The organism is Streptomyces sp. HNM0575, assembly GCF_012726265.1.
Lineage (GTDB): Bacteria > Actinomycetota > Actinomycetes > Streptomycetales > Streptomycetaceae > Streptomyces.
In genome coordinates this window covers 82245-102606 of sequence record NZ_JAASAG010000003.1, presented here as the reverse complement: position 1 = coordinate 102606, position 20362 = coordinate 82245, and the positions used below count along the sequence as shown (strand labels likewise).

General features: G+C 70.7%; 17 protein-coding genes. 5 read left to right on the top strand and 12 right to left on the bottom strand.

Features of this window, described 5'->3' with window-relative positions:
- Window positions 1-82 precede the first annotated feature (82 nt).
- On the top strand, window positions 83-670 hold the full coding sequence (locus tag HCC61_RS08495) for a Uma2 family endonuclease (protein ID WP_169134696.1): 588 nt from the start codon (window positions 83-85) through the stop codon (window positions 668-670).
- A gap of 42 nt (window positions 671-712) precedes the next feature.
- Window positions 713-1015 (top strand): DUF1330 domain-containing protein, encoded by a 303-nt coding sequence (locus tag HCC61_RS08490; RefSeq protein ID WP_169134695.1) that lies wholly within the window; start codon window positions 713-715, stop codon window positions 1013-1015.
- Window positions 1016-1034: 19 nt separating this feature from the next.
- Here the strand turns inward: HCC61_RS08490 and HCC61_RS08485 are convergent, their stop codons facing one another.
- The 10 genes from HCC61_RS08485 to HCC61_RS08440 form a co-directional block, all read right to left on the bottom strand.
- A complete protein-coding gene (locus HCC61_RS08485) occupies window positions 1035-2207 on the bottom strand; it encodes a 4-hydroxybenzoate 3-monooxygenase (RefSeq protein WP_169135183.1) in 1173 nt (390 codons plus the stop codon).
- Between the two features lie 216 nt (window positions 2208-2423).
- Complete coding sequence (locus HCC61_RS08480) at window positions 2424-3818, bottom strand: MFS transporter (protein ID WP_169134694.1); 1395 nt, start codon at window positions 3816-3818, stop codon at window positions 2424-2426.
- Between the two features lie 22 nt (window positions 3819-3840).
- The gene (locus tag HCC61_RS08475; RefSeq protein WP_169134693.1) at window positions 3841-5292 is read right to left on the bottom strand and encodes a UbiD family decarboxylase; all 1452 of its coding nucleotides are present in this window, start codon (window positions 5290-5292) and stop codon (window positions 3841-3843) included.
- A 71-nt stretch (window positions 5293-5363) separates the two neighbouring features.
- Complete coding sequence (locus tag HCC61_RS08470) at window positions 5364-5717, bottom strand: DUF742 domain-containing protein (protein ID WP_346777092.1); 354 nt, start codon at window positions 5715-5717, stop codon at window positions 5364-5366.
- Window positions 5718-5761: 44 nt separating this feature from the next.
- On the bottom strand, window positions 5762-6184 hold the full coding sequence (locus HCC61_RS08465) for a roadblock/LC7 domain-containing protein (protein ID WP_169134691.1): 423 nt from the start codon (window positions 6182-6184) through the stop codon (window positions 5762-5764).
- Window positions 6185-6253: 69 nt separating this feature from the next.
- Window positions 6254-9328 carry a nitrate- and nitrite sensing domain-containing protein gene (locus tag HCC61_RS08460; protein WP_169134690.1) on the bottom strand — a complete coding sequence of 1025 codons (3075 nt, stop codon included), beginning with the start codon at window positions 9326-9328 and terminating at the stop codon, window positions 6254-6256.
- A 626-nt stretch (window positions 9329-9954) separates the two neighbouring features.
- The gene (locus HCC61_RS08455) at window positions 9955-11004 is read right to left on the bottom strand and encodes an ABC transporter substrate-binding protein (RefSeq protein WP_169134689.1); all 1050 of its coding nucleotides are present in this window, start codon (window positions 11002-11004) and stop codon (window positions 9955-9957) included.
- Window positions 11005-11093: 89 nt separating this feature from the next.
- Window positions 11094-12023 (bottom strand): ABC transporter permease, encoded by a 930-nt coding sequence (locus tag HCC61_RS08450; protein WP_169134688.1) that lies wholly within the window; start codon window positions 12021-12023, stop codon window positions 11094-11096.
- Between the two features lie 199 nt (window positions 12024-12222).
- On the bottom strand, window positions 12223-12996 hold the full coding sequence (locus HCC61_RS08445; protein WP_346777091.1) for an ABC transporter ATP-binding protein: 774 nt from the start codon (window positions 12994-12996) through the stop codon (window positions 12223-12225).
- 374 nt (window positions 12997-13370) lie between these two features.
- Window positions 13371-14015 carry a DNA alkylation repair protein gene (locus HCC61_RS08440; protein WP_169135181.1) on the bottom strand — a complete coding sequence of 215 codons (645 nt, stop codon included), beginning with the start codon at window positions 14013-14015 and terminating at the stop codon, window positions 13371-13373.
- Window positions 14016-14308: 293 nt separating this feature from the next.
- Here HCC61_RS08440 and HCC61_RS08435 point away from each other — a divergent pair, with 293 nt between their 5' ends.
- The 3 genes from HCC61_RS08435 (at window position 14309) to HCC61_RS30100 (ending at window position 18308) form a co-directional block, all read left to right on the top strand.
- A complete protein-coding gene (locus tag HCC61_RS08435) occupies window positions 14309-15541 on the top strand; it encodes a Tm-1-like ATP-binding domain-containing protein (RefSeq protein ID WP_169135180.1) in 1233 nt (410 codons plus the stop codon).
- 184 nt (window positions 15542-15725) lie between these two features.
- Entirely contained in the window at window positions 15726-16556 is an 831-nt protein-coding gene (locus tag HCC61_RS08430; RefSeq protein ID WP_169134687.1) for a phosphoenolpyruvate hydrolase family protein, read from the top strand.
- Between the two features lie 159 nt (window positions 16557-16715).
- Window positions 16716-18308, top strand: coding sequence for a serine/threonine-protein kinase (locus tag HCC61_RS30100; RefSeq protein WP_206322278.1), 1593 nt, complete (start codon window positions 16716-16718; stop codon window positions 18306-18308).
- Window positions 18309-18427: 119 nt separating this feature from the next.
- On the opposite strand, the gene HCC61_RS08420 is transcribed toward HCC61_RS30100, so the two are convergent.
- Together HCC61_RS08420 and tcuA are read right to left on the bottom strand one after the other, a co-directional pair.
- Window positions 18428-18763, bottom strand: coding sequence for an EthD family reductase (locus tag HCC61_RS08420; RefSeq protein ID WP_169134686.1), 336 nt, complete (start codon window positions 18761-18763; stop codon window positions 18428-18430).
- A gap of 142 nt (window positions 18764-18905) precedes the next feature.
- A complete protein-coding gene (gene tcuA / locus HCC61_RS08415) occupies window positions 18906-20330 on the bottom strand; it encodes an FAD-dependent tricarballylate dehydrogenase TcuA (RefSeq protein ID WP_169134685.1) in 1425 nt (474 codons plus the stop codon).
- Between the last annotated feature and the right edge of the window lie 32 nt (window positions 20331-20362).

Genomic DNA, 20362 nt, shown 5'->3' with positions numbered 1-20362 from the left:
GACCGGTCCCGTGTCCTGCGGCCCGGACGTATCGTTGTACCGCGCGGCTGCGCGATCCGGCGCGGCGGGGAGGAGCGTCACCGTGACCGTCATGACCGACAGGATCGAGATGACAGAGCCCGACGAGCTCACCTTGGACGAACTGTTCGAGCGACTGGAGCGGATGCCCGTCCCCGAGGGCTACAAGGTCGAGATCGTCGAGGGGTCCGTGCACATGTCGCCACAGCGTCGCACCCACTGGAAGATCATCCGCAGGGTGCTGCGGCAACTGGAAGACCACTTCGGCGAGACAGCCGAGATCGACTCCGACGTCCGGATCGACTTCCCCGGCCACCTCAACGGCTTCGCCCCCGACCTGGTGAAGATCGCGGATGACGCCACCCCGGACAGCCGCGGCCTCTTCTCGCCGCACGACGTCGAGTTCGTCGTCGAGGTGATCTCCCGCTCGACGGCCGCCAACGACTACGGGCCGAAGCTGGCCGTCTACGCCTCGTCCGGCGTCCCCTCGTACCTGATCGTCGACCCGTACATCGGCCGCTGCCGCCTCTTCACGCACCCGAAGGACGGCGAGTACGGCAGGGACCTCACCGTCGACTTCGGAGAGGAGATCGACCTCTCCGACACCCCGGTCGGCCTGACGCTCACGACGGAGAACTTCCCCCGCGACTGACCCCGGCGGTGAACGCGCCCCGTCTCCCATACTCTTGGCCGCATGTCCGCCTACGTCATCTCCGAAGTCAGCGTGCTCGACGAGGAAAAGGCCGCCGTCTACCGCGAACTGGCCGCCGCATCCATCGAGTCGTACGGCGGCCGGTATCTCTCGCGGGGGCAGCGGCCCGAGGCCGTCGAGGGCGAGTGGCCCGGCGGAGCGATGCTGATCGTCCTGGAGTTCCCCGACATGGAGGCGGCGCGGCGCTGGTACGACTCCCCCGAGTACGCCGAGGCTCTCGCCCTGCGTGCCACGGCGCTGGACAGGCGGCTGCTCTTCGTCGAGGGCGGGTCCGGGCAGGGGTGACCGGCGGCCCGGCGCGGCGTCAGTGGTCCGCGTCGCTGCCGATGTAGAGCGCGGCGACCGCGCGGCCCGCCCGCTCCGAGCGCGTCATGCGGCGCAGCCGCGCCGCCGCCACTCCCGCGCGGAACGGGTCGCCGCAGGACGGCCCGTGGACGATCTCGGAGACCCACCGGTTGAAGTCCTGGTACTGCCACACCCTGCGGAGGCAGGCGTCCGAGTAGCCCTCCAGGCCGCTCTCGTCGCCCTCCCTGTAGTACGCGCGGAAGGCGTCGGCCAGCAGCAGCGCGTCGTTCAGCGCCAGGTTCATGCCCTTCGCCGCCACGGGCGCCACGAGGTGCGCCGCGTCTCCGGCGAGGTGGAGCCGGCCGTAAGTCATGGGCTCCACCACGTAGTTGTGCATGTCGAGCACGCGGCGCTCGATCACTTCGCCCTCGTTCACCGGATCGGCGCCGTGCGCCGCGAGCCGGGTGCGCAGTTCGCTCCAGACGCGCTCGTGCGGCCAGTTGTCCGGGGAGTCCCCCTGCGGGCACTCCAGGTAGTAGCGGGTGATCTGCGGGCTGCGCGCCATGTGTGCGGCGAAGCCCTGCGGGTGCAGCCCGAAGACGACCCGCTCCGCGGAGGGCGGCGCCTCGGCGAGCAACGCGAGCCAGCCCACGCCCAGATCGTGCCGGAAGACCTCTACGCCGCCCTCCGGTATCGCCGAACGGGACGAGCCTCGGGCGCCGTCGCAGCCGGCGACGAAGTCGCATGCGACGGTGCGCACCCGGCCGGTCTCCGGGTCCGTCCAGGTCACCGACGGACGTTCGGTGCGTATGCCGTGCACGGCGACGTCGCGGGCGCCGAAGCGGATGTCACCGCCCGCGCCGTCCGCGTAGGCGCGCACCAGGTCCGTCACGAGGTACTGCTGCGGATAGACGATGTGCCTGTGGCCGGAGAGCGCCCCGTAGCGGAAGAGATGGCGCGCGCCGCCCATGCGGAACTCGCAGTCACCCTGCGCGGGCGCACCGAGCAGCGCGGGCCCGGCGAGCCCGCGCCGCTCCAGCGCGCGTACGGCCCACTCCTCCAGGAACCCCGCCCGCGGCAGCTGTTCGATGAACTCGCGGCTCTCCGCCTCCACGACGACGCAGTCGATGCCCTCCGCGAGCAGCAGATTCGCGAGCGTCAGCCCGGCCGGTCCGGCGCCGACGACGACCACGGACGCCGACTCGGGCGCTGTCGCGGATCCGGCTCCGCCGGCACTCGCTTCCTGCTCCTCCGGAACCACCCGCACCTCCCGAACCAAGCGTCGACCAAGGCGTCAACCGCCAAGCAGGCGCACAAGATTAGAGCAGCGTGATCTTGGTGTACAGCGGCGGACGGTGGCTCCTGGAACCGCACCGCGCGCCCCCGCGCCGGCTGTGTACGACAGCAGCTACGTACGACCGCCGCGGCGCGTGCTCCGCCGCTCCCCTCGCTGCCGGGGAGTGCCAGATGCGGTGACCGGCGCGGTGCCCGGGGCGGTGACCGGGGCGAGCAGGGCGATGATCACGGAGGCGAGCACCAGGACGCCCAGCGCGGCGGGCAGCCCGACGAGGGTCGCGAGCCCTCCGATGAGGGGCGATACGAGCAGCCAGCCGAGGTTGCCGGCGAAGCCGATCTGCCCCATGGCCAGGGCCGGCCGGGGAAGCGCGCCCGCCGCCGTGAACGCGCCGGGGAAGACCGCGCTGATCCCCGCACCGGCGACAACGAGCGCCGCCAGCATGACGACGGGCCGCCCCAGCAGCAGCGCGGCGGCGAGCGCCGCGGCGCAGCACAGCGTGCCGGTACGGATAAGGCGCACCCATCCCAGCCGGTTCACCAGCCGGTCGTTGAGCAGCCGTGTGACGACGCCGCCGGCGGAGAAGGCGGCGTAACCGGCGGCGGCCAGCGCGGCGCCGGCTCCCGACTCCCGCAGATAGACGCCGCTCCAGGAAGCCGGTGCGTCCTCCACCAGCGCGGCGAGGAACGTCATCACCGTGAGCAGCAGCACGAGGGTCCGGCTGCCGGCCCCCGGCCGCGCGCCGTGGTCCGGGCCGAGCGGTACGGAGCGTTCCTCCGTGAGCGGCGCCTCCGTGGGCGGTGTTTCCGTGGGCGGTGTCTCCGTGGGCGGTGTCTCCGTGGGCGGTGTCTCCGTGGGCGGTGTCTCCGTGGGCGGTGGCTCCGTAAGCGGCGCCGCCTCCCCGTTCTTCGCGCGCGGCTCGCGCCCCTCCTCGTCCGGTTGCAGCCCGGCGGCGGCGAACGCCGAGACGACGCCCAGCAGTACGGCCGTCAGCACGAACTGCGTCGTCAGCGTCAGCCCCACGCCTGCGGTCGCCGCCCCCGCCAGGCCGCCCGCCACGGCGCCGATGCTGCGTACGGCGTGCATGGAGTTCATCACCGTACGGCCGTACCGGCTCTGTACGGCCACCGCCTGGGCGTTCATGGCGACGGAGGTGCATCCGTCGGCGGCGCCGAACAGCACCAGCAGTGCCAGCAGTTCCCAGGCCGAGTCCGCCGCGGGGATCAGGCCCAGCGGAACGCTGAGTCCGACCGGGGCGAGTGCGCTCGTGGCGCGGCTTCCGAGCCGGTGCACCAGCACTCCCCCGGCCTGGCTGCCGGCCAGCGCCCCCAGGCCCGGGCCCGCCAGTACGAGGCCCAGCACCCCTGCGGACAGCCGGAGTTCGTCCTCGACGGAGGGAACGCGAGCCGCCCACGAGGCGAACACCGCACCGTGCACGAAGAAGATCGCCGACACCGAGAGCCGTGCACGGCGCAGCGGAGCGGGAAGGGGGCTGTGCCCGAAGCGCACCAGGCGGCTCTCTCCCCCACGCTCACCGTGCGCCGCCGAGCGCGTCCGGCCAGCGGCTCATCACGTGGTCGGTCAACTCCCGGCTGGCCTCGGCGACTCGGGGGAAGTCGGCGAGCCGTTCCCAGGGGCGGCAGGCGTCGATCACCGCACGGGTGTTGAACGGCGGCAGCCCGGGGGCGCGCAGCGGGTCGACGCGGCTGCCCCAGGTGCGGCTGATGGTCTCGATGTCCTGGACGGGGTCGCTGCGGGTGCAGACGGCCCACATCACCTCGTTGAGGCTGCGCGGATCGACGTCGTGGTCCACGACGATCACGAACTTGTTCATGTAGGCCGCGGACGGCAGCTGGGACGTGAGGTGTCCGGCCTGCCGCGCGTGCCCCGCGTACTGCTGACGGACCGCGACCGCCAGCAACTGCCGCCCGCCGCCCGCCTCGTGGGACCACACGCCCTCGACGCCCGGCAGCCCGGAGCGCACCAGGGCGTCCTGGATCATCGCGGACTTCATGACGCTGCGCATGTAGGAGTAGTCGTGCGGCGGCTTGCCGGGCGGGGCGCCGAGCTGGATGGGATCGTCGCGGTGGTAGACGCGCTCGATGTCCATGGTGAGCACGGGTTCGGTGCTGCCGCTGTAGTAGCCGGTCCACTCGCCGAACGGGCCCTCCTGCTCCCGCCGTTCGGGATAGAGCCAGCCCTCGACGGCCAGTTCGGCGCGCGCGGGCAGCGGAAGCCCCGTCGCCTCGCCGCGCACCACCTCCACGGGGCGCCCCAGCACCGCGCCCGCATAGGCCAGTTCGGACATGTCCCTGGGCACTTCGGTGCCGGCGACGACGAGGAGCAGCGGGTCGTGTCCGAGCGAGACGGTGACCGGTGCACGGCCCTCCCGCGCGAACCACTCGCGTACGTGCGCCGCACCGTGCTTGCCCGCCTCGATGTTGATGCTCGCTGCGCGCCCGTCGTTCTGCACCTGCATGCGGTACGCGCCGGCGTTGAGCGTGCCCGACTCCGGATCGGTGGTGAAGACGGCGCATCCGGTGCCGATGTAGCGGCCGCCGTCGGCCTCGTGCCACTGCGGTACGGGGAAGTCGAGGAGGTTGACGTCACCGGTCACGACGTTCTCGGTCAGGGGTCCCGAGTCCACCTCGCGCGGGGCGAACCGGTGCGCGTTCGCCACCCACTCGCCGGGACGGGTGCGCAACTCCTCGACCAGGCGGCGGTCGTCGAGGTCGGTGCCGAGCCGGAGGGTCATGCCCAGCCTGCGTGCGTTGGCGGTGCTGCCGGTCAGGACGCGCTGCCCGCTGCGGTAGCCGACGATGTCGTCGAAGACCAGCGCGGGCGGCGACGGGCGCTTGTAGTTCACCTCCGAGGCGGCGCCGATCTCCTTGTCCCAGTGCGCGCCGTTGATCGTGCGTACTTCGCCCAGCTTCTCCGCGAGCGTCAGCCAGTCGCGCAGATCGTCGACCTCGTCGAGCGACATGCCCGGCCCTCCCTCCCGATGGTCGCCGATGGTTGCTTCCTGCCGTCGCCTCGTGAGCGTGACCCGGGACGCTACAGGCTCCGGAGCCCGACGAGGACCCTCTCCAGCAGCGAGACGTCCGGCCTGCCCTCCACGTTGCCCGGCTGTTCCACGCTGACGAGCCCCTTCACGGAGAGGTCCGCGACGAGGATGCGGGCGACGCCCAGCGGCATGCCGAGGAGCGCGGACACTTCCGCCACCGACTTGATCTCCACGCACAGATCGCAGATCGCCCGCTGTTCCGGAGGGAGTTTGAGCCGTTGCTGCCGGGCGCCCACGGCTGTGCTGACGAGGGCTTCGAGGGCGAATTCGTAGCGGGCCCGGGTCCGTCCGCGCGTGACGGCGTACGGACGGACGAACGGTGACGATCTGTCGGGCTCATTCACCGGCACTCATCCTTCCCCCTGGCCCGGTCGGCGGGTGTCGAGATTCAGCGGGCCGGCACGCCTTGCAGCTCTGCGCGCACCGTGGGTGTGAGCACGTCGCCCGTGCGGTCGACCAGCAGGGACATCTCGTAACCGACGAGTTTCATGTCGCAGTTGGGCGAGGCCAGCACCGCCAGCACCGAGCCGTCGCTGATCGACATCAGGAACAGGAAGCCGCGCCCCATCTCGACGATGGTCTGCCGTACGACGCCCGCGTCGAAGAGGTCGGACGTACCCTGCGTCAGGCTCGACAGGCCGGAGGCCACGGACGCCAACTGCTCCGCCCGGTCCTCCGGCAGAGCCGCCGAGGCGGCGAGCTGGAAGCCGTCCGAGGAGATCACCACGGCGTGGGCGACGCCGGGCGTCTTGTTGGCGAAGTTGACGACCAGCCAGTTGAGGTTCTGCGCCGCCTTGCTCAGGCCGCTCATGATCTTCTCCCATTTTTCAGGTCTCGGAAGGTTCGAAAACGTGGCCTTGAGCCGGACAGGGTGCCTGGCTCATCGTGCGTCCGGTCCGTTCGCCCGGACCCCGTCACCGGCGTTGCCGGCCGTGTCCTTGCCGTGGCGAACGCCTTGGGAGAAGCGGGACAACCGGTCCTGGAGCTGTGCCGGGGACCTCGGCGGCGCCGTCGCCGGTGCCACGTCCCGCGGCGGCTCCGCTGCCACCGAACCGGGCTTGAGGTTGCCGCGCGGCACGCGCCTTGGCAGTCCCCGGGCGGTCATGCCACCGTCCGCCGGCCGGGACGCCGCCGAGGTCGCGGCACCGCCCCGTCCGGCACCGCCCTGCCATTCGCTGCTCTGCCCTTCGCCGCCCTGTTCCGCGGTGTGCCTCTCCCGCCCGGTCTCATGGGATGCGGGTGCGGGTGCGGGTGCGGGCCGGGTCGCGGCCTGCACGGTCTCCCCGCCGCCGGGCGGCGTGCCGCGCTCGGGCAGCCCGGGGTCGCCGGGCGCGTACCGGGCGGACGGGGGCGAGGCGGCGCCCGGCTCCGGCCCCCGTTCAGGTCCCGGCCCCGGTTCGAGTCCCGGCGCGGCTCCCGTACCCGGTCCGGCGCCCGGCCCGCCCAGTCCAGCCGATCCGCCCGGCCCGCCCAGTCCAGCCGATCCGCCCGGTCCACCCGGTCCAGCCGATCCGCCCAGGCCGCCCGGTCCGCGGCCGTCGGCATCGAACCACTCGGACTCGATCGCCTCGTAGATCGGCAGCCGCTCCACCGGTGCGGCGTTCATCATGTCCGGCGGCGGCGGAGCGTCCCCCGGGTTCGGCTCGTCGAACCACGAGAAGCCGCCGCTCGTGCCCCACCCCGGACCGCCGGAGAGCTCATCCGTACCGGCCTGGTCGGTGAACCACCCGAAGCCGTCCGGCGGCGGCCCCGCCTCGGCCCGCGCCTGCATGTCGAAGGCGGTCTCCCGCCCCGGCTCCGGCAGGGATCCCGGGTAGAGGATGTCGCTGATGTCGAGGGTGTCGTACGAGCTGGGACGCAAGGCGGCGCCGAACGCCGCACCCGTGTCGCTGTCCAGATCGGTCGCCTGCTTCACCAGAGGCGCCGGCAGTACGACGACGGCGCTCGTGCCGCCCGTGCCCGATGTCGTGAGCCACACGCGTATGCGGTGCCTCAGCGCCAGCCGCCCGACCACGAACAGGCCCATGCGGCGCGAGATCGTGACGTCGACGACCGGCGGCCGCGCCAGCCGTTCGTTGATCGCGCGCAGCTCGTCCGCTCCGATGCCGAGGCCCGTGTCCGAAACGGTGAGCATGATCTCGCCGTTGAGCATCTCGGCGTTCACGAGGACTTCGGTCTCGGGGGCCGAGAACGAGGTGGCGTTCTCGATCAGTTCGGCCACCAGGTGCACGACGTCGGTCGCGGCAGGGCCGGACACGGCGACGTCGGGCAGCTCGCCGGTGTTGACCCGCTCGTACTCCTCGATCTCGGCGATCGCGGCGCGCACCACGTCCAGCAGCAGCACCTGCCGGTCCCAGCGACGGCCCTGCTCCCCCCCGGCGAGTACCAGGAGGCTCTCGTTGTTGCGGCGCATGCGTGTCGCGAGGTGGTCGAGCTTGAACAGGCTGGACAGCTGGGTCGGATTCTGCTCGCCGCTCTCGAGCTCGTCGATCAGCGACAGCTGCCGCAGTACGAGGCTCTCACTGCGCCGGGAGAGGTTGGTGAACATCGTGTTGACGTTGTCGCGCATCAACGCCTGCTCGGTGGCCAGCCGCACGGCCTCGGCGTGCACGCGGTCGAACGCGCGGGCCACCTGGCCCACTTCGTCCCGCGAGTCCACGCCGATCCGCTCCGTGCGCGGCATCCCGTCGGGGGACCTCGACTCGCGCAACTTCCGCACGGCGTCCGGCAGCCGGACGTCCGCGACCTCCAGCGCCGAGCTCTGGAGGGTCCGCAGCGGCCGCACAACCGACCTGGCCAGCACCAGGGCGCCGACGAGGGACAGCAGGACGACGACCAGGATGATCCCGAGGTTGGCGTAGAGGTCTATGCGGCCCTCGGACAGCAGCTCCGAGGCGCGCTTCGACATGTCCTCGTTGACGCGGGCCTTCACGGCGCGGATCGCTTCGAGCTTGGTCGTCAGGTCCCCGAAGGTGGTGGAGGCGTCGACTCCGATGTCGCGGATCGAGGTGCCCTCCTGGGCGGCGGCGCTGACGGCCTGGATGGTGCCGTCGGCCCTCGCGATCCGGTTGCCGCCGACGGTCGACTGGTAGTCGTTGACGACCCCCGTCGGGGCGTTGTCGAGTGTCGATTCCAGAGCGCTGTTGAACTGTGCCTGCGCCTGTTCCAGGTCTTCCGTCTGCTCCAGCGTGGCGTGACCGGTGCTCATCACGTCGTAGAGGTAGCCGCGTTCCCTGGAGGTGTGCTCGTGCGTCTGCTCGACGGAGCCGAGCGTACGGACCAGGTTGCCGAGTGCCTGGTCGGAGGTGTTCGCGGAGAGCTGGCTGTCGAAGGCCAGCAGGTTGTCGATGATCGTGGAGTACGCCGAGAAGGTCGGCGCTCCCGAACGGAGACGTATGACGGAGTCCCGGAGCGGCTCGATGTCGCCGAGCCTTCCCTGGGCACGCTCTCCGAGCTGCCGGGTCCTGGGCGGGAGGGCGCTGACGCTGTCGCGGTACTTCTCCATCGCGTCGTTGAAGGCGCGGACGCGGTCGGTCGTCGTGTTGCGCGCCTGCGAGAGACCGGAGTCGGCACGGAACCCCCGTCCGGACAGGGCGACTTCGGTGTGGTCCCGTTCGTCGGCGAGAGCGCTGACGAGCCCGGATATCCGTTGCGCGATGAGCGACTGGTCGTGGATGTCGCCCGCGGCCCGGATGGCCTTGGCCTCTTCCACCACTCGCACACCGGCGAGCGGGATGATCGCGATCAGCGGGACGAGCACCAGCAGTAACATCCGGCTGCGCAGCGGCCAGTTGAGCACTCTCCAGCGCCCGCCGCTCCCCGATGACGACGGCGTGCCGGCCGTGTCCTTCTTGCCGGAGGCGCCCGTGGCCCCCTGCCCCCGCTGCGGCGCGGCCCCCCGGACCTGCTTCTTGTCCGGTGCGCGGTCCCCTGATGTCGCTGGTCGATTAAGCACGAACTCTCAGACCCTCATTACGCCGTTGCCAGGAACCCGCGACATCCGTATGAATCCGGCCACCGCAACGGACACTCATCTCCGTCTGTACATGATGTCTTGCACGGCCTGCGCCCGGTCGCGTCCCGCATTTCAACACAGATTCCTCACGAGAGCAAAGGGGGCGTTTGGCCGCTTGACGAAAAATTGAACTCCGCGCATCACGCCCTTCTTCCGCGCGCAACTCGGCAGCCGTGGTCGGTGGTTCATTCGCTTTGCACGGAGCAGCGGCATTCCCAAACGGAAGGAGACGTTCCGCCGCATGTCCGTACTCGCGACCACCCTCGGCCCCGGCCCGGCACGAGCAATCTCTCTTTTTATGAAAGGACGTTGGAGAATTCCTGCGCCGCGGCCACCTCCAGGAGCTGTCGAAATCGCGCACGGGCTTCGTGCGCCATGCACTCGTACGCAAGGGTGTATTGACGTCAAAAGGGCGGGAATCAGCACCCGGGAATCAGCGCCTGCCGCGGAGCGCAGGGCGCCTGTGAAGGTACGCGAGTACGCGGGTGCACAAATCGCGCACCTTCACGGCTCCGTGGACATGTGCGGCGCGTGGGACCGCCGGGTGCCCGCTGCCCGTACGGGCGCTACTTGGAAGAGGACTTCACGCTCTTCGCGGCCTTCTGTACGTACTTGTCCGTGTAGGTCTTGGACAGGTCGATCTTGTGCCCCTTCAGTTCCTTGTCGATCGTGGACAGCACCCGGTGCACGCTCTGCGGACCGTCGGTGGGCATCTGACCGCTCGGGTTGTACATGCCCATCTCGTTGGCCAGCGCCTGGGTGTACTGCTCCTTGCCGGGGCCCTTGTAGAAGTCCGGCGGCACCTTGGCGGTGATCTCCTTCGCGGAGTGCGACTCGATCCACTGCAAGGACTCGTACAGGGCGTTGACCATCTTCTGCACGGTGGCCTCGTGCTTCTTCCCCCACGAGCTCTCGACCATCATCGCCGTCCCCGGGTAGGGGCCGCCCAGCGCCGCCTTGGTTCCGGCCGCCGTGCGCATGTCGGCGGTGATCTTCCCGAGCTTCTTCTTCAGCAGGGTCGACACGGTCGGCTCGGTCGTGACGCCGGCGTCCACCCGCTTGTGCTCGAAGGCCCCGACGAAGGTGGGCCCGGCGGCCACGGCAGCGAGGTGGACCTCCTTGGCCGGCACGCCGTTGTGCACCGCGAGGTACTGGCCGAGATACGACGTCGACGAGCCGATGCCCGTCACGCCGAGCGTCTTGCCCTTGTAGTCCTTGGGCGATTCGATCCCGGCCTTCGGGCGGGCCATCGCGACCATGCCCGGCGCCTGCAACAGCTGGATCACCGCCTGGGTCTGCTTGCCCTTCGCCTGGAGGTCGAGTGAGTGGTCGTAGAAGCCCACGGCCGCCTGCACCTGGTTGGCGAGCAGCGCATTGCTGACCTGGCTGGTCTCCTTGAGGTTGTTCAGCTTCACGTTGAGGCCCTGCTTTTTGAAGAGCCCCAGACGGTCGGCGAGGATCAGCGGCAGATAGCTCTGGTTCTCCTGGTTCGACAGTCCGATGGTCACGGTTCCCGAACCGCCGCCGCTACCACCGGATTTCTTGTCCGCGCACGCTGCGAGTGGCATCGCCATCGCCATGGTCACGGCTATGACGGCAATCTTGTTGATTCTCATGGGTTGAGTCTTCTCCCTCCTGAAACGGGCATAGTGAATGGCTCTGCCGCGGACGCCGCTGAGGCAGGGCTGTGTACATCCGGAAATGTTCAGAGATCCGCGCCGGACCTTCGCGGACGCGGTTGCCACCAGAGCAGGCGCCGCTCCAGGAGCGTGATGAGGCCTTCTGCCGCCATCGCGACGGCGGCAGTGATGATCAGACCCGCGTAGACGCCGTTGGGATCGAAATTGTTCTGCGACTGGTAGATCAGCAGACCGAGACCCTGCTTCGCCCCGAGCAGTTCACCGACGATCGCTCCCGTGATGGCGAAACCGAACGCGATGTGGAGACTCGTCGTGATCCAGCTGAGTGCGGACGGAATGACGACCTGAGTGGTCACCTTGGTGGAACTGGCGCCGAGGATGCGGGCGTTGGCGACCAGGTTCCGGTCGACCTCGCGGGCCCCCTGAAAGGCGTTGAAGAAGACTCCGAAGAACACCAGCATCACCGAGAGCGCGACCTTGGAGCTCACGCCCAGACCGAACCAGAGGATGAACACCGAGCCGAAGACGATGCGCGGTATGGAGTTCAGCGTCTTGATGTACGGGGCGAAGACGTCCGACAGGAAGCGCAGCCGGCCGAGCGCGATGCCGCACACGACGCCCAGGACGACACCGATGGCGAAACCCATCAGCGTCTCCTGGAGGGTCACCCAGACCTGCGCCCCCAGGGCCCCCTGTGACGTCCCGTTCAGCCACCAGTCCACCAACCGCGCCCAGATGCCCGACGGTTTGCCGAAGTAGAACGTGTCGATGCTCTTCGTCGCGGCGAGTATCTCCCACGCCGCGGTGAACGCGACGAGCACGGACACCCGGATCAGGTTGACCAGCACTCGTCTCCGCGTGCGGGACGGCTCCTTCGGCGGTCCGCCGACGCGGGCCGGCTTGCGTTCGCCCGGATCGGCGTGCGGGCGTGAATCGGGTATGTGCGGGGGACGGTCGGCGATGCCGGCACTCGGCCGGGGGCCGTTGGAACTCATTCGGGGTCGGGCCTCTTCTGGACTGGTCTTGGTCTCTTGGGGCGCGCGGGTTGTGCTGGGACGGCGTGGGTCTCGGATGACGGGGGACGTCATGAGGGGATGCGACTCACACCGGCCGGGGATGTGGCGGCTGGGCTGAGGACGGGGCTCTGGGTGACACGGCCTCCGGCGGGAGAAGCGCCGAAGCTCCGCGACGGCTTCAGGCCACGCTCATACTTCGGTCGTACGCGGCGTGCACCTCGTCCCGCAGGGACTCCCAGATCCGCTCGTGCAGCTTGACGAACTCCTGCTCGTGCCGGATCTCGCGTACGCGGCGGGGCCGGGGGAGGTCGATCACGAACTCCTCCTTGACGGTGGCCGGACCGGCCGTCATCACGACGACCTTGTCGGCCAGCGCGATGGCCTCCTCCAGATCGTGCGTCACGAACACCACGGTGGGCCTGGTCAGTTCCCACAGGGTCAGGAGCTCGTCCGACATGATCTGCCGCGTCTGAACGTCGAGACCCGCGAACGGCTCGTCCATGAGCAGCACACGCGGCCTGTTGATCAGCGTCTGGGCGAGAGCGACCCGCTTCCGCATGCCCCCGGAGAGCTGGGCGGGGTGATAGCGCTCGAACCCGCTGAGGCCCACCCTCCGCACCCACTCGGCGGCCTCCGCCTGTGCGTCCTTACGGGCCATGCCGCGGAAGCGGGGCCCCGCGGCCACATTGCCCAGCACGGTCTTCCACGGGAACACGGCGTCGTTCTGGAAAACGAAGCCGACGTTCTCGCCGATCCCGTCCACGTGGCGTCCGTCGACGAAGACTTCGCCCGTGGTGGGCCGCTCCGTGCCACAGATCATTGACAGCGTTGTCGACTTGCCGCACCCGGTGGGCCCGATGACCGCGGTGAACGCACCGGGTTCAACGGTGAAGTCCGTCTCCCTCAGGACCTCCCGGGTTCCGCCCTCCGGCGTCTTGAAGTACTTGGTCACGCCACGCAGAGCGATGGGGGGTGGCGTCACCGGCTGGTCAGTGGACGCTCTTACGGCGCGCCCACACCGGATCTCTCTTGTCACCCGGAAGAGAGTGCCAGAACTGTCCCAAGTGCAACAGCAGTTGGCGCAAAGGGATCGCCAGGGATTTCCCGGGGTTCCGGCGCCGTGTCTCATCCGCACTGGTCAAGACCACTTCGCGCCATCCCCCCAGATTCCGCTTCTGGCGCAGGATGTTCGGTCGGCCGCCGCGTTCCGGGCCTCGGCGGCCCTCGCACCGCGTCCGGCGGCACCGTCCCGGCGTCCCGAAATCACCCTGGAACCGCCCCGGAACCCGCCTCGTCCGTTCCGGCCGCTGTGTCCCGCTTGTCGCGTTACCCGTCGTTCCGGCGGCGCACCATCTCGCCGATCCAGACCGGCGCGTACGGGGACGTGCAACCCGGCGAAGTCGGGTAGTCCTTGAGGACCTCCAGGCGCTCACCGATGTCGAGCGCACGGGCGCGATGCTGCTCGTGCTCGATTCCGATCTGGGCCAGGCAGTGGTTCATCGCCCACTGAAGACGGTCGGGGGCGTCCTTCATCTCCGCCTCGACGACGTCGAGCAGCCCGGCGAGGTCGAGGCCCTCCGGTTTTCTGGCCACGCGTTCCGTGGTCAGCGCCCAGCCCGCACTCGCGACCACCGGATCCGGATCGGCCTGCCACGCCAGGCGCAGTTCCTCGGCGTGCGGGCTCTTCTTCACCACGTAGTTCACGAGCCAGTCGTGCACCTTGGGCGTGCGGGCCTCGCGCAGCATGGCGTCCAGCTCGTCACGCTCGAACGCCTTGGGGCGGCAGATCAGCATCGCCAGGAGCCGCGCCGCGGTGTCGTCCGTCTCCCAGAGCCGGCGGGCGAGTTCGTGCTGCGTCTTCAGCCGCTTCGCCACAGCTCGCAGCCTGCCGAGGTTCACACCGTGATCGTCACCGTGCTTCTCGTTCACCTCGCGGACCTTCGGGTCCTCGAGTCCGGCCAGCTCGTCCATCACCTCGGCGAGCACCCCGGCGAGCGTGGTCCCGTCCGACGTCGTCGTCTCGGCCACCTCGACCTCCTGTCCGTCATGTGCGAGTTTCAGCCTACGGCGGCAACCGGTCTCCTCGTACGGGCCGGTTCGAGGGAAGTCCCCGAAGGATGTCCTCGAAGGAAGTCACCGTCGGGGAACGCGTCATCGGCGCGAGCGCGAACGGAGGTCTCAGGCCCCCTGGGGCAGCAGACTTGAGCCTGGGCTCGATGAGCCAGGGTTCGAAGGGCGAGGGCAGAAAGCAGGAGGTGCGCACGATGGCCACGGTCGTTCTCATCGGCACGCTGGACACCAAGGGCGAGGAGTACGCCTGGATCTCCGACCGCGTGCTCGCACACGGCGTGAAGACCCTGACCGTCGACGTCGGCTCGTTCTCGGAGGATCCGGCGTCCGGTGCGGATGTGACGGCTGCCGAGGTCGCGCGCGCCGGAGGCGGCGACCTCGCGGCGCTCCGCGAAGCCGGCGACCGCGGCGCGGCGATGGAGGTGATGGCCTCCGGTGCGGCCGCGATCGTCCTGCGGCTCTATGCAAAGGGCCAGTTGGACGGGGTGCTCGGCGTCGGCGGCTCCGGCGGCTCGTCGGTAGCCTCCCGCGCGATGCGGGCGCTGCCGGTCGGCGTGCCGAAGCTGCTGGTCTCGACGATGGCCTCGGGCGACGTCTCGCCGTACGTCGGCGAGGTGGACGTGACGCTCATGCACGCAGTTGTGGACGTGGCGGGGATCAACTCCGTCTCCCGGCAGATCTTCGGCAACGCGGCGGCGGCGGTGTCCGCCATGGCCGTGGAGCACGAGGCCCGCGCCGCCGCGCCCGAGGGCGACCAGCGGCCGCTCGTCGGCCTGTCGATGTTCGGCCTGACCACGCCGGCCGTCGACGAGGCACGTGAAGAGCTGGTGCGCCTCGGCTACGAGCCGCTGGTATTCCATGCCACCGGGGCCGGCGGTCGCGCCATGGAGAAGCTCGTGACCGACGGCCGGCTCGCCGGTGTGCTCGACCTGACGACCACGGAGCTCGCCGACGACCTGGTCGGCGGAGTGCTGAGCGCCGGACCGCACCGCCTGGAGGCGGCGGCCTTGAAGGGCGTGCCGCAGGTCGTCTCGCTCGGCGCGCTCGACATGGCCAACTTCGGGCCGCGCGAATCGGTGCCGGCCGAGTTCGGGGACCGTACGTTCGTGATCCACAACCCGGCGGTGACGCTGATGCGGACCACCGCTGAGGAGAACGCCGAGTTGGGACGGCGCATCGGCGCGAAGCTCGCCGCCGCCCGCGGACCGGTCGCCGTGCATCTGCCGCTGCGCGGGCTCAGCGGCATCGACGAGGACGGCGGCCCGTTCCGGGACGCCGAGGCGGACGAGGCGCTGTTCTCGGCGCTGCGGGACGCGCTCGCGGGATCGCGGGTCGAGATCGTCGAGGTGGACGCGCACATCAACTCCCCGGGATTCGGGCGGGACGCGGCCCGGCGGCTCGACCGGCTGATCGACGGCGCGGCGTGAGGGACCGACTCCGCGTGAAGGAGCGGCTCCGCGCGCGGGGGCGGCTCCCGGAACGGGCACGGCCTCACGGAACGGGCACGGCTCCCGGGAGGGCACCGGGGCTCCCGGCGAGGATGCGGCACGCGAGTACGAGAGTGCGGGACACCCGGACCGCACCGAACCGACGGCAGAGGGGAGCGCGGCCTTGGACCGCGAAACGGCGCTGCGGCGGCTGAGGGCCACCGCGGCTGAAGGACGCCCGGTCATCGGCGGCGGGGCCGGCACGGGCCTGTCCGCCAAGTCGGCGGAGGCGGGCGGCATCGACCTGCTCATCATCTACAACTCCGGCCGTTACCGCATGGCGGGCCGGGGCTCGCTCGCGGGACTGCTGGCATACGGCGACGCGAACGCGATCGTCATGGAGATGGCCGACGAGGTCCTGCCCGTGGTGAAGGACACCCCTGTCCTCGCCGGGGTGAACGGGACCGACCCGTTCCGGGTGATGGGCCGCTTCCTCGACCAGGTGAAGGAGGCGGGCTTCGCCGGAGTTCAGAACTTCCCCACGGTGGGACTGATCGACGGCGTCTTCCGGCAGAACCTCGAAGAGACCGGGATGGGTTTCGGCGCGGAGGTCGAGATGATCGCCGCCGCGCACGAGCGCGGGCTGCTGACCGCCCCGTACGTCTTCAACGAGGCGGAGGCGACCGCCATGGCGCAGGCCGGGGCGGACGTGCTGGTCCCGCACATGGGCCTCACCACCAAGGGCACCATCGGCGCGGACACCGCGCTCACGCTCGACGAATGCGTGGAGCGGATCCAGACGATGCGGGACGCCGCCGTCGCCGTGGACCCCGGCATCCTGGTGCTGTGCCACGGCGGTCCCATCGCGGAGCCGGAGGACGCGCAGTACGTGCTCTCCCGCACGTCGGGCGTCGTGGGCTTCTTCGGGGCCAGCTCGATCGAGCGGCTGCCCACCGAGACCGGCATCCGCCGGCAGACCGAGTCCTTCAAGTCGCTGACGTACGGCCCGGGTTGACGGCCGTCCGGCGCTGAACGCGCGTCCGCGGCAACCGCCCGTCCGCCCACGGGCGTCGGAGCCTGTGAGTCCCAGGACCTGTGAGGCCCAGGGGACGACGTCGCTAGGGTGTGGCGTACTGGCGTGACAGGCGAGGCCGCAGCGAAGAGGGGGCGCCCGATGGAACCGCTGAGAGCCGGAGACCCGCGGACGGCCGGACCGTACCGGCTGACCTTCCGGCTCGGCTCGGGCGGGATGGGCCGGGTGTTCCTCGGGGAGTCACCGGCAGGGCGGCGGGTCGCGGTGAAAGTCGTACGGGAGGACCTGGCGTCCGCCCCCGGTTTCCGCGACCGGTTCCGGCGGGAGGCCAAGCTCGCGATGCGGGCGGGCGGCTTCTGGGCCGCGCAGGTGGTCGACGCGGATCCGGACGCGGCCGTGCCGTGGATCGCGAGCCAGTACGTGGACGGGCCCTCCCTCGCCGAACGCGTGAGGCAGCAGGGCCCGTTGGACGAGAGCGAGGTGCGCCGGCTCGGCATGGGGCTGGCCGAGGCGCTCGCGTCGTTCCACAAGGGCGGCCTCGTGCACCGCGACCTCAAGCCCTCCAACGTCCTGCTCCTCGACGACGGCCCCAGGGTCATCGACTTCGGCATCTCCAAAGCGCTGGAGACCCTGGATACTTCCGTCGGCGCCGATCTGACCAGGGCCGGGACCGTCCTGGGCACGCCCGGCTTCATGTCGCCCGAGCAGGCGCTGGGCAGGCCCGCGGGTCCGCCCTCGGACGTCTTCTCGCTCGGCTCGCTGCTCGTGCACGCCGCGACCGGCGCGGGACCGTTCGGCGACGGATCCTCGCACGCCCTGCTGTTCCGCGTCGTGTACGAGGCGCCCGAACTCGGCGAAGTGCCGTACGGTCTGCGGGAGTTGGCGGCCGACTGCCTGCGGAAGTCCCCGGAGGAGCGGCCCTCCGCCGACGAACTGATCGCGCGCCTCGCCGGCCGGCAGCCGCCGACGGCCCCCGATCCGCGTCTCCCCGCGCAGGAGACCGGGACGGGCCCGGCGCAGGAGACCGGGACGGACCTGCCGCCGGAGGCGACGGGCGGCGGTCCGCATGCGGAGGCCGCGACCACCGGGCCGCAGCGCGCCGGTTCGCTGAGCCCGACGGCCACGACGGGGACGTCGGCACGGCGGCCCGCGCCGCCCGCGCACCAGAGCCGGCCGCCCGCCGGGGCGCAGCCGGAACCGGTGGCCGCCCTCCAGGCGTTCGAGGTCGAGGAATGGGGCTACGGCGTCTTCTGGCGCCGCATGCGACGGCCGGTCGTGCGGGCGTCGGCGATCGCCCTGCTCTGTCTCCTCGTCGGGCGCGGCTTCGGAGCCTTCCCCCTGCTCTCCCTGTACGGGTTCCTGGGCGCGCTCGTGTACCTGTTCCTCAACCTGCGGGCCGCGCTGCCGCTGCTGCGGGCCAGAGCCCTGCGGGTGGGACCGGACGGACTCCATGTGCGGCAGGGCCGGCACATGCTGACGGTGCCCTGGCGGGACATCGCGTCCGTCACGTACACCAGGGAGAAGCGGATGCGCGAACTCGCCCTGACGGTCGCCCTGGAGAAGGAAGCCGGCACGGAAGTGCCGCAGCAACTGAGCACCGGGGAGGGCGTGTTGACGTACTCGATCGTCTCGCCCGCCAGGGAGAAGACGCACGACCGGGCGGCGGGACTGGAGACCGCGCTGCGCGGCTTCGGCGGCGGACGCTTCCAGCAGGAGCTGCCCGCCGCCCGCTGACCCCGCAGACGGGGCGGCCGGCGGGAGCGCGCACGTGAGGGCCGGACCCGCCGGGCCCGGCCCTCACGTGCTCGCCTCGGGCGCCCCCTTCAGGGCAGGTCCCGCTTCAAGTGCCCCCTTCACGCACCCCGGTCCAGCCGGACCGGGACGATCACCTGCTCGTCGTCGAAGAAGAACCACGCGCCGCCGGTGGCGAAGTTGTCCACGTCGGCCACGGTGGCCTGCCCCTCGGGGCTGGTCAGCATCGCCTCCAGGGCCTCACGTGACTCCCCGTAGAGCCCGACGATCATGTAGTACGGCGGTTTCCCCCCGTCCTCCGCGGCCTCGCAGTGGCCGATGGTCCAGCCGGTGAGGCCCTTCATCTTCTTGGCCAGCGGGATGTGGGTGCTGGTGTAGTACTCGTCGAAGGCCCGAGGGTCCTCGGGGTGCCCGTAGAGGACGGTCAGTCGGTACACGTGGCGCTCCTGCTCATCCTTGTCCGGTCTCCTTGAACTGCCGCATCGCCACTACACGTACGCGGCGCGGACCGGCCCGGCAAGGGGGCATCGCGGTGCGCGCGAGCCTCCTCACACGGACGCGCCAGGTGATCCGGCGTTCTCAGGAACCGGCCGCGGCGCCGGCTGCGTGCCGGCCGGCGATGCGGCCGAAGATCATGCCGCGCAGCACGGAGGTGCCTCCGGGGTACTTGCCGTGGTAGATGCCCGTGCACTCCCCCGCCGCATACAGCCCGGGCATGGGCGCACCGGCCTCGTCCACCACTTCGCCGTGCGCCGTCGTCTCCAGTCCGCCGAAGGTGAAGACGATGGCGCAGACGACCGGATAGGCCAGGAACGGCGGATCGGCCAGCTCCACGGCCCAGTTGCTCTTCGGCGGGTCGAGCCCCTCGGTGCCCTTTCCGTCCGGACGCCGCCAGTCGAAAGTGCCCTGCTGCACGGAGGCGTTGTAGGAGGCCACGGTCTCCTCCAGCTTCTCCGGAGGAAGGCCCAGGCGGCTTGCGAGGTCTGCGAGGCTGTCGGCGACCTCGGGCTTGGCGGTGGTCAGCAGGCCCCGTTCGCGGCTGGTGACGGACTCGAAGCTGCGGTCGGTGATGAAGTACGCGGTGCCCGAGGGCTGGGACCAGATGGTGCGGGCCGTGGACTCGTACGTCTCGTCGACGGTGCCGCGTCCCTCGTCGATGAAGCGCTCGCCGCGCTCGTTCACGAGGATCCCGTACGGGAAGACCATGACGAGTGCTTCCGGATCGGGGCTGCGGGGGTCGACGGGCTCGGCGTGGAAGTTGTCCCACTGGCCGCCCCGCCCGGCGCCCGCGTCGAGGGCCATGCGGATGCCCTCGCCCTTGTTGAACCGGACGCCGGGGGCGATCGGCAGGAGCCCGGACGTGTCCTTCCCGAGCGCCTCGGAGAGCGCCTCCGCGTCGCCTTCGAAGCCGCCGGAGGCGATGATCACGCTGTCGGCGGGGATGGTCTCCTCGCCGTCGGGGCCGCTCACGAGCAGGCCGCTGAGCCTTCCGTGCGCGTCCTGCACGAGGCGCTGCGCGGTGGTGCCGTAGCGGAACCGCACGCCGAGCCGTTCGGCCGCGGGCCTGAGCGCGGCCAGCAGCGCCTCGCCTCCGCCGACGGGCTGTAGGCGGCGCCGGCTGCTGTTGATGAAGTACGTGGGGAGCCTGCGGAACCGCACGCCGTGCCCCTGGATCCACTCCATCGTCTCGGGCAGCCGGTCGAGAAGCGTCTCCACGTACTCGGCCGGGGTGCGGCCGTCGGAGAAGGCGAGGATGTCCTCGACGAAGGAGTCGCCCGGTTCGTAGACGTCGTCGAGGCGCAGATAGGCCGACGTCCAGCGGGTGTTGCCGCCCGCCTCGTGCGGTTCGGCCCGCTCCACCACGACGACGCGGGCCTCCTCCGTCCCCTCGAGCGCCTCGGCCGCCGAGACGGCCGCCGAGAGCCCGGCGATTCCGGAACCGACGACGACGATGGTCCTCTGCCGCGGCGGCGTCGGTTCCGATCGGTTGGCCGTTGTGCTCATCAGACGTCCCCTGCTGTCGAGTTCACCGTTGA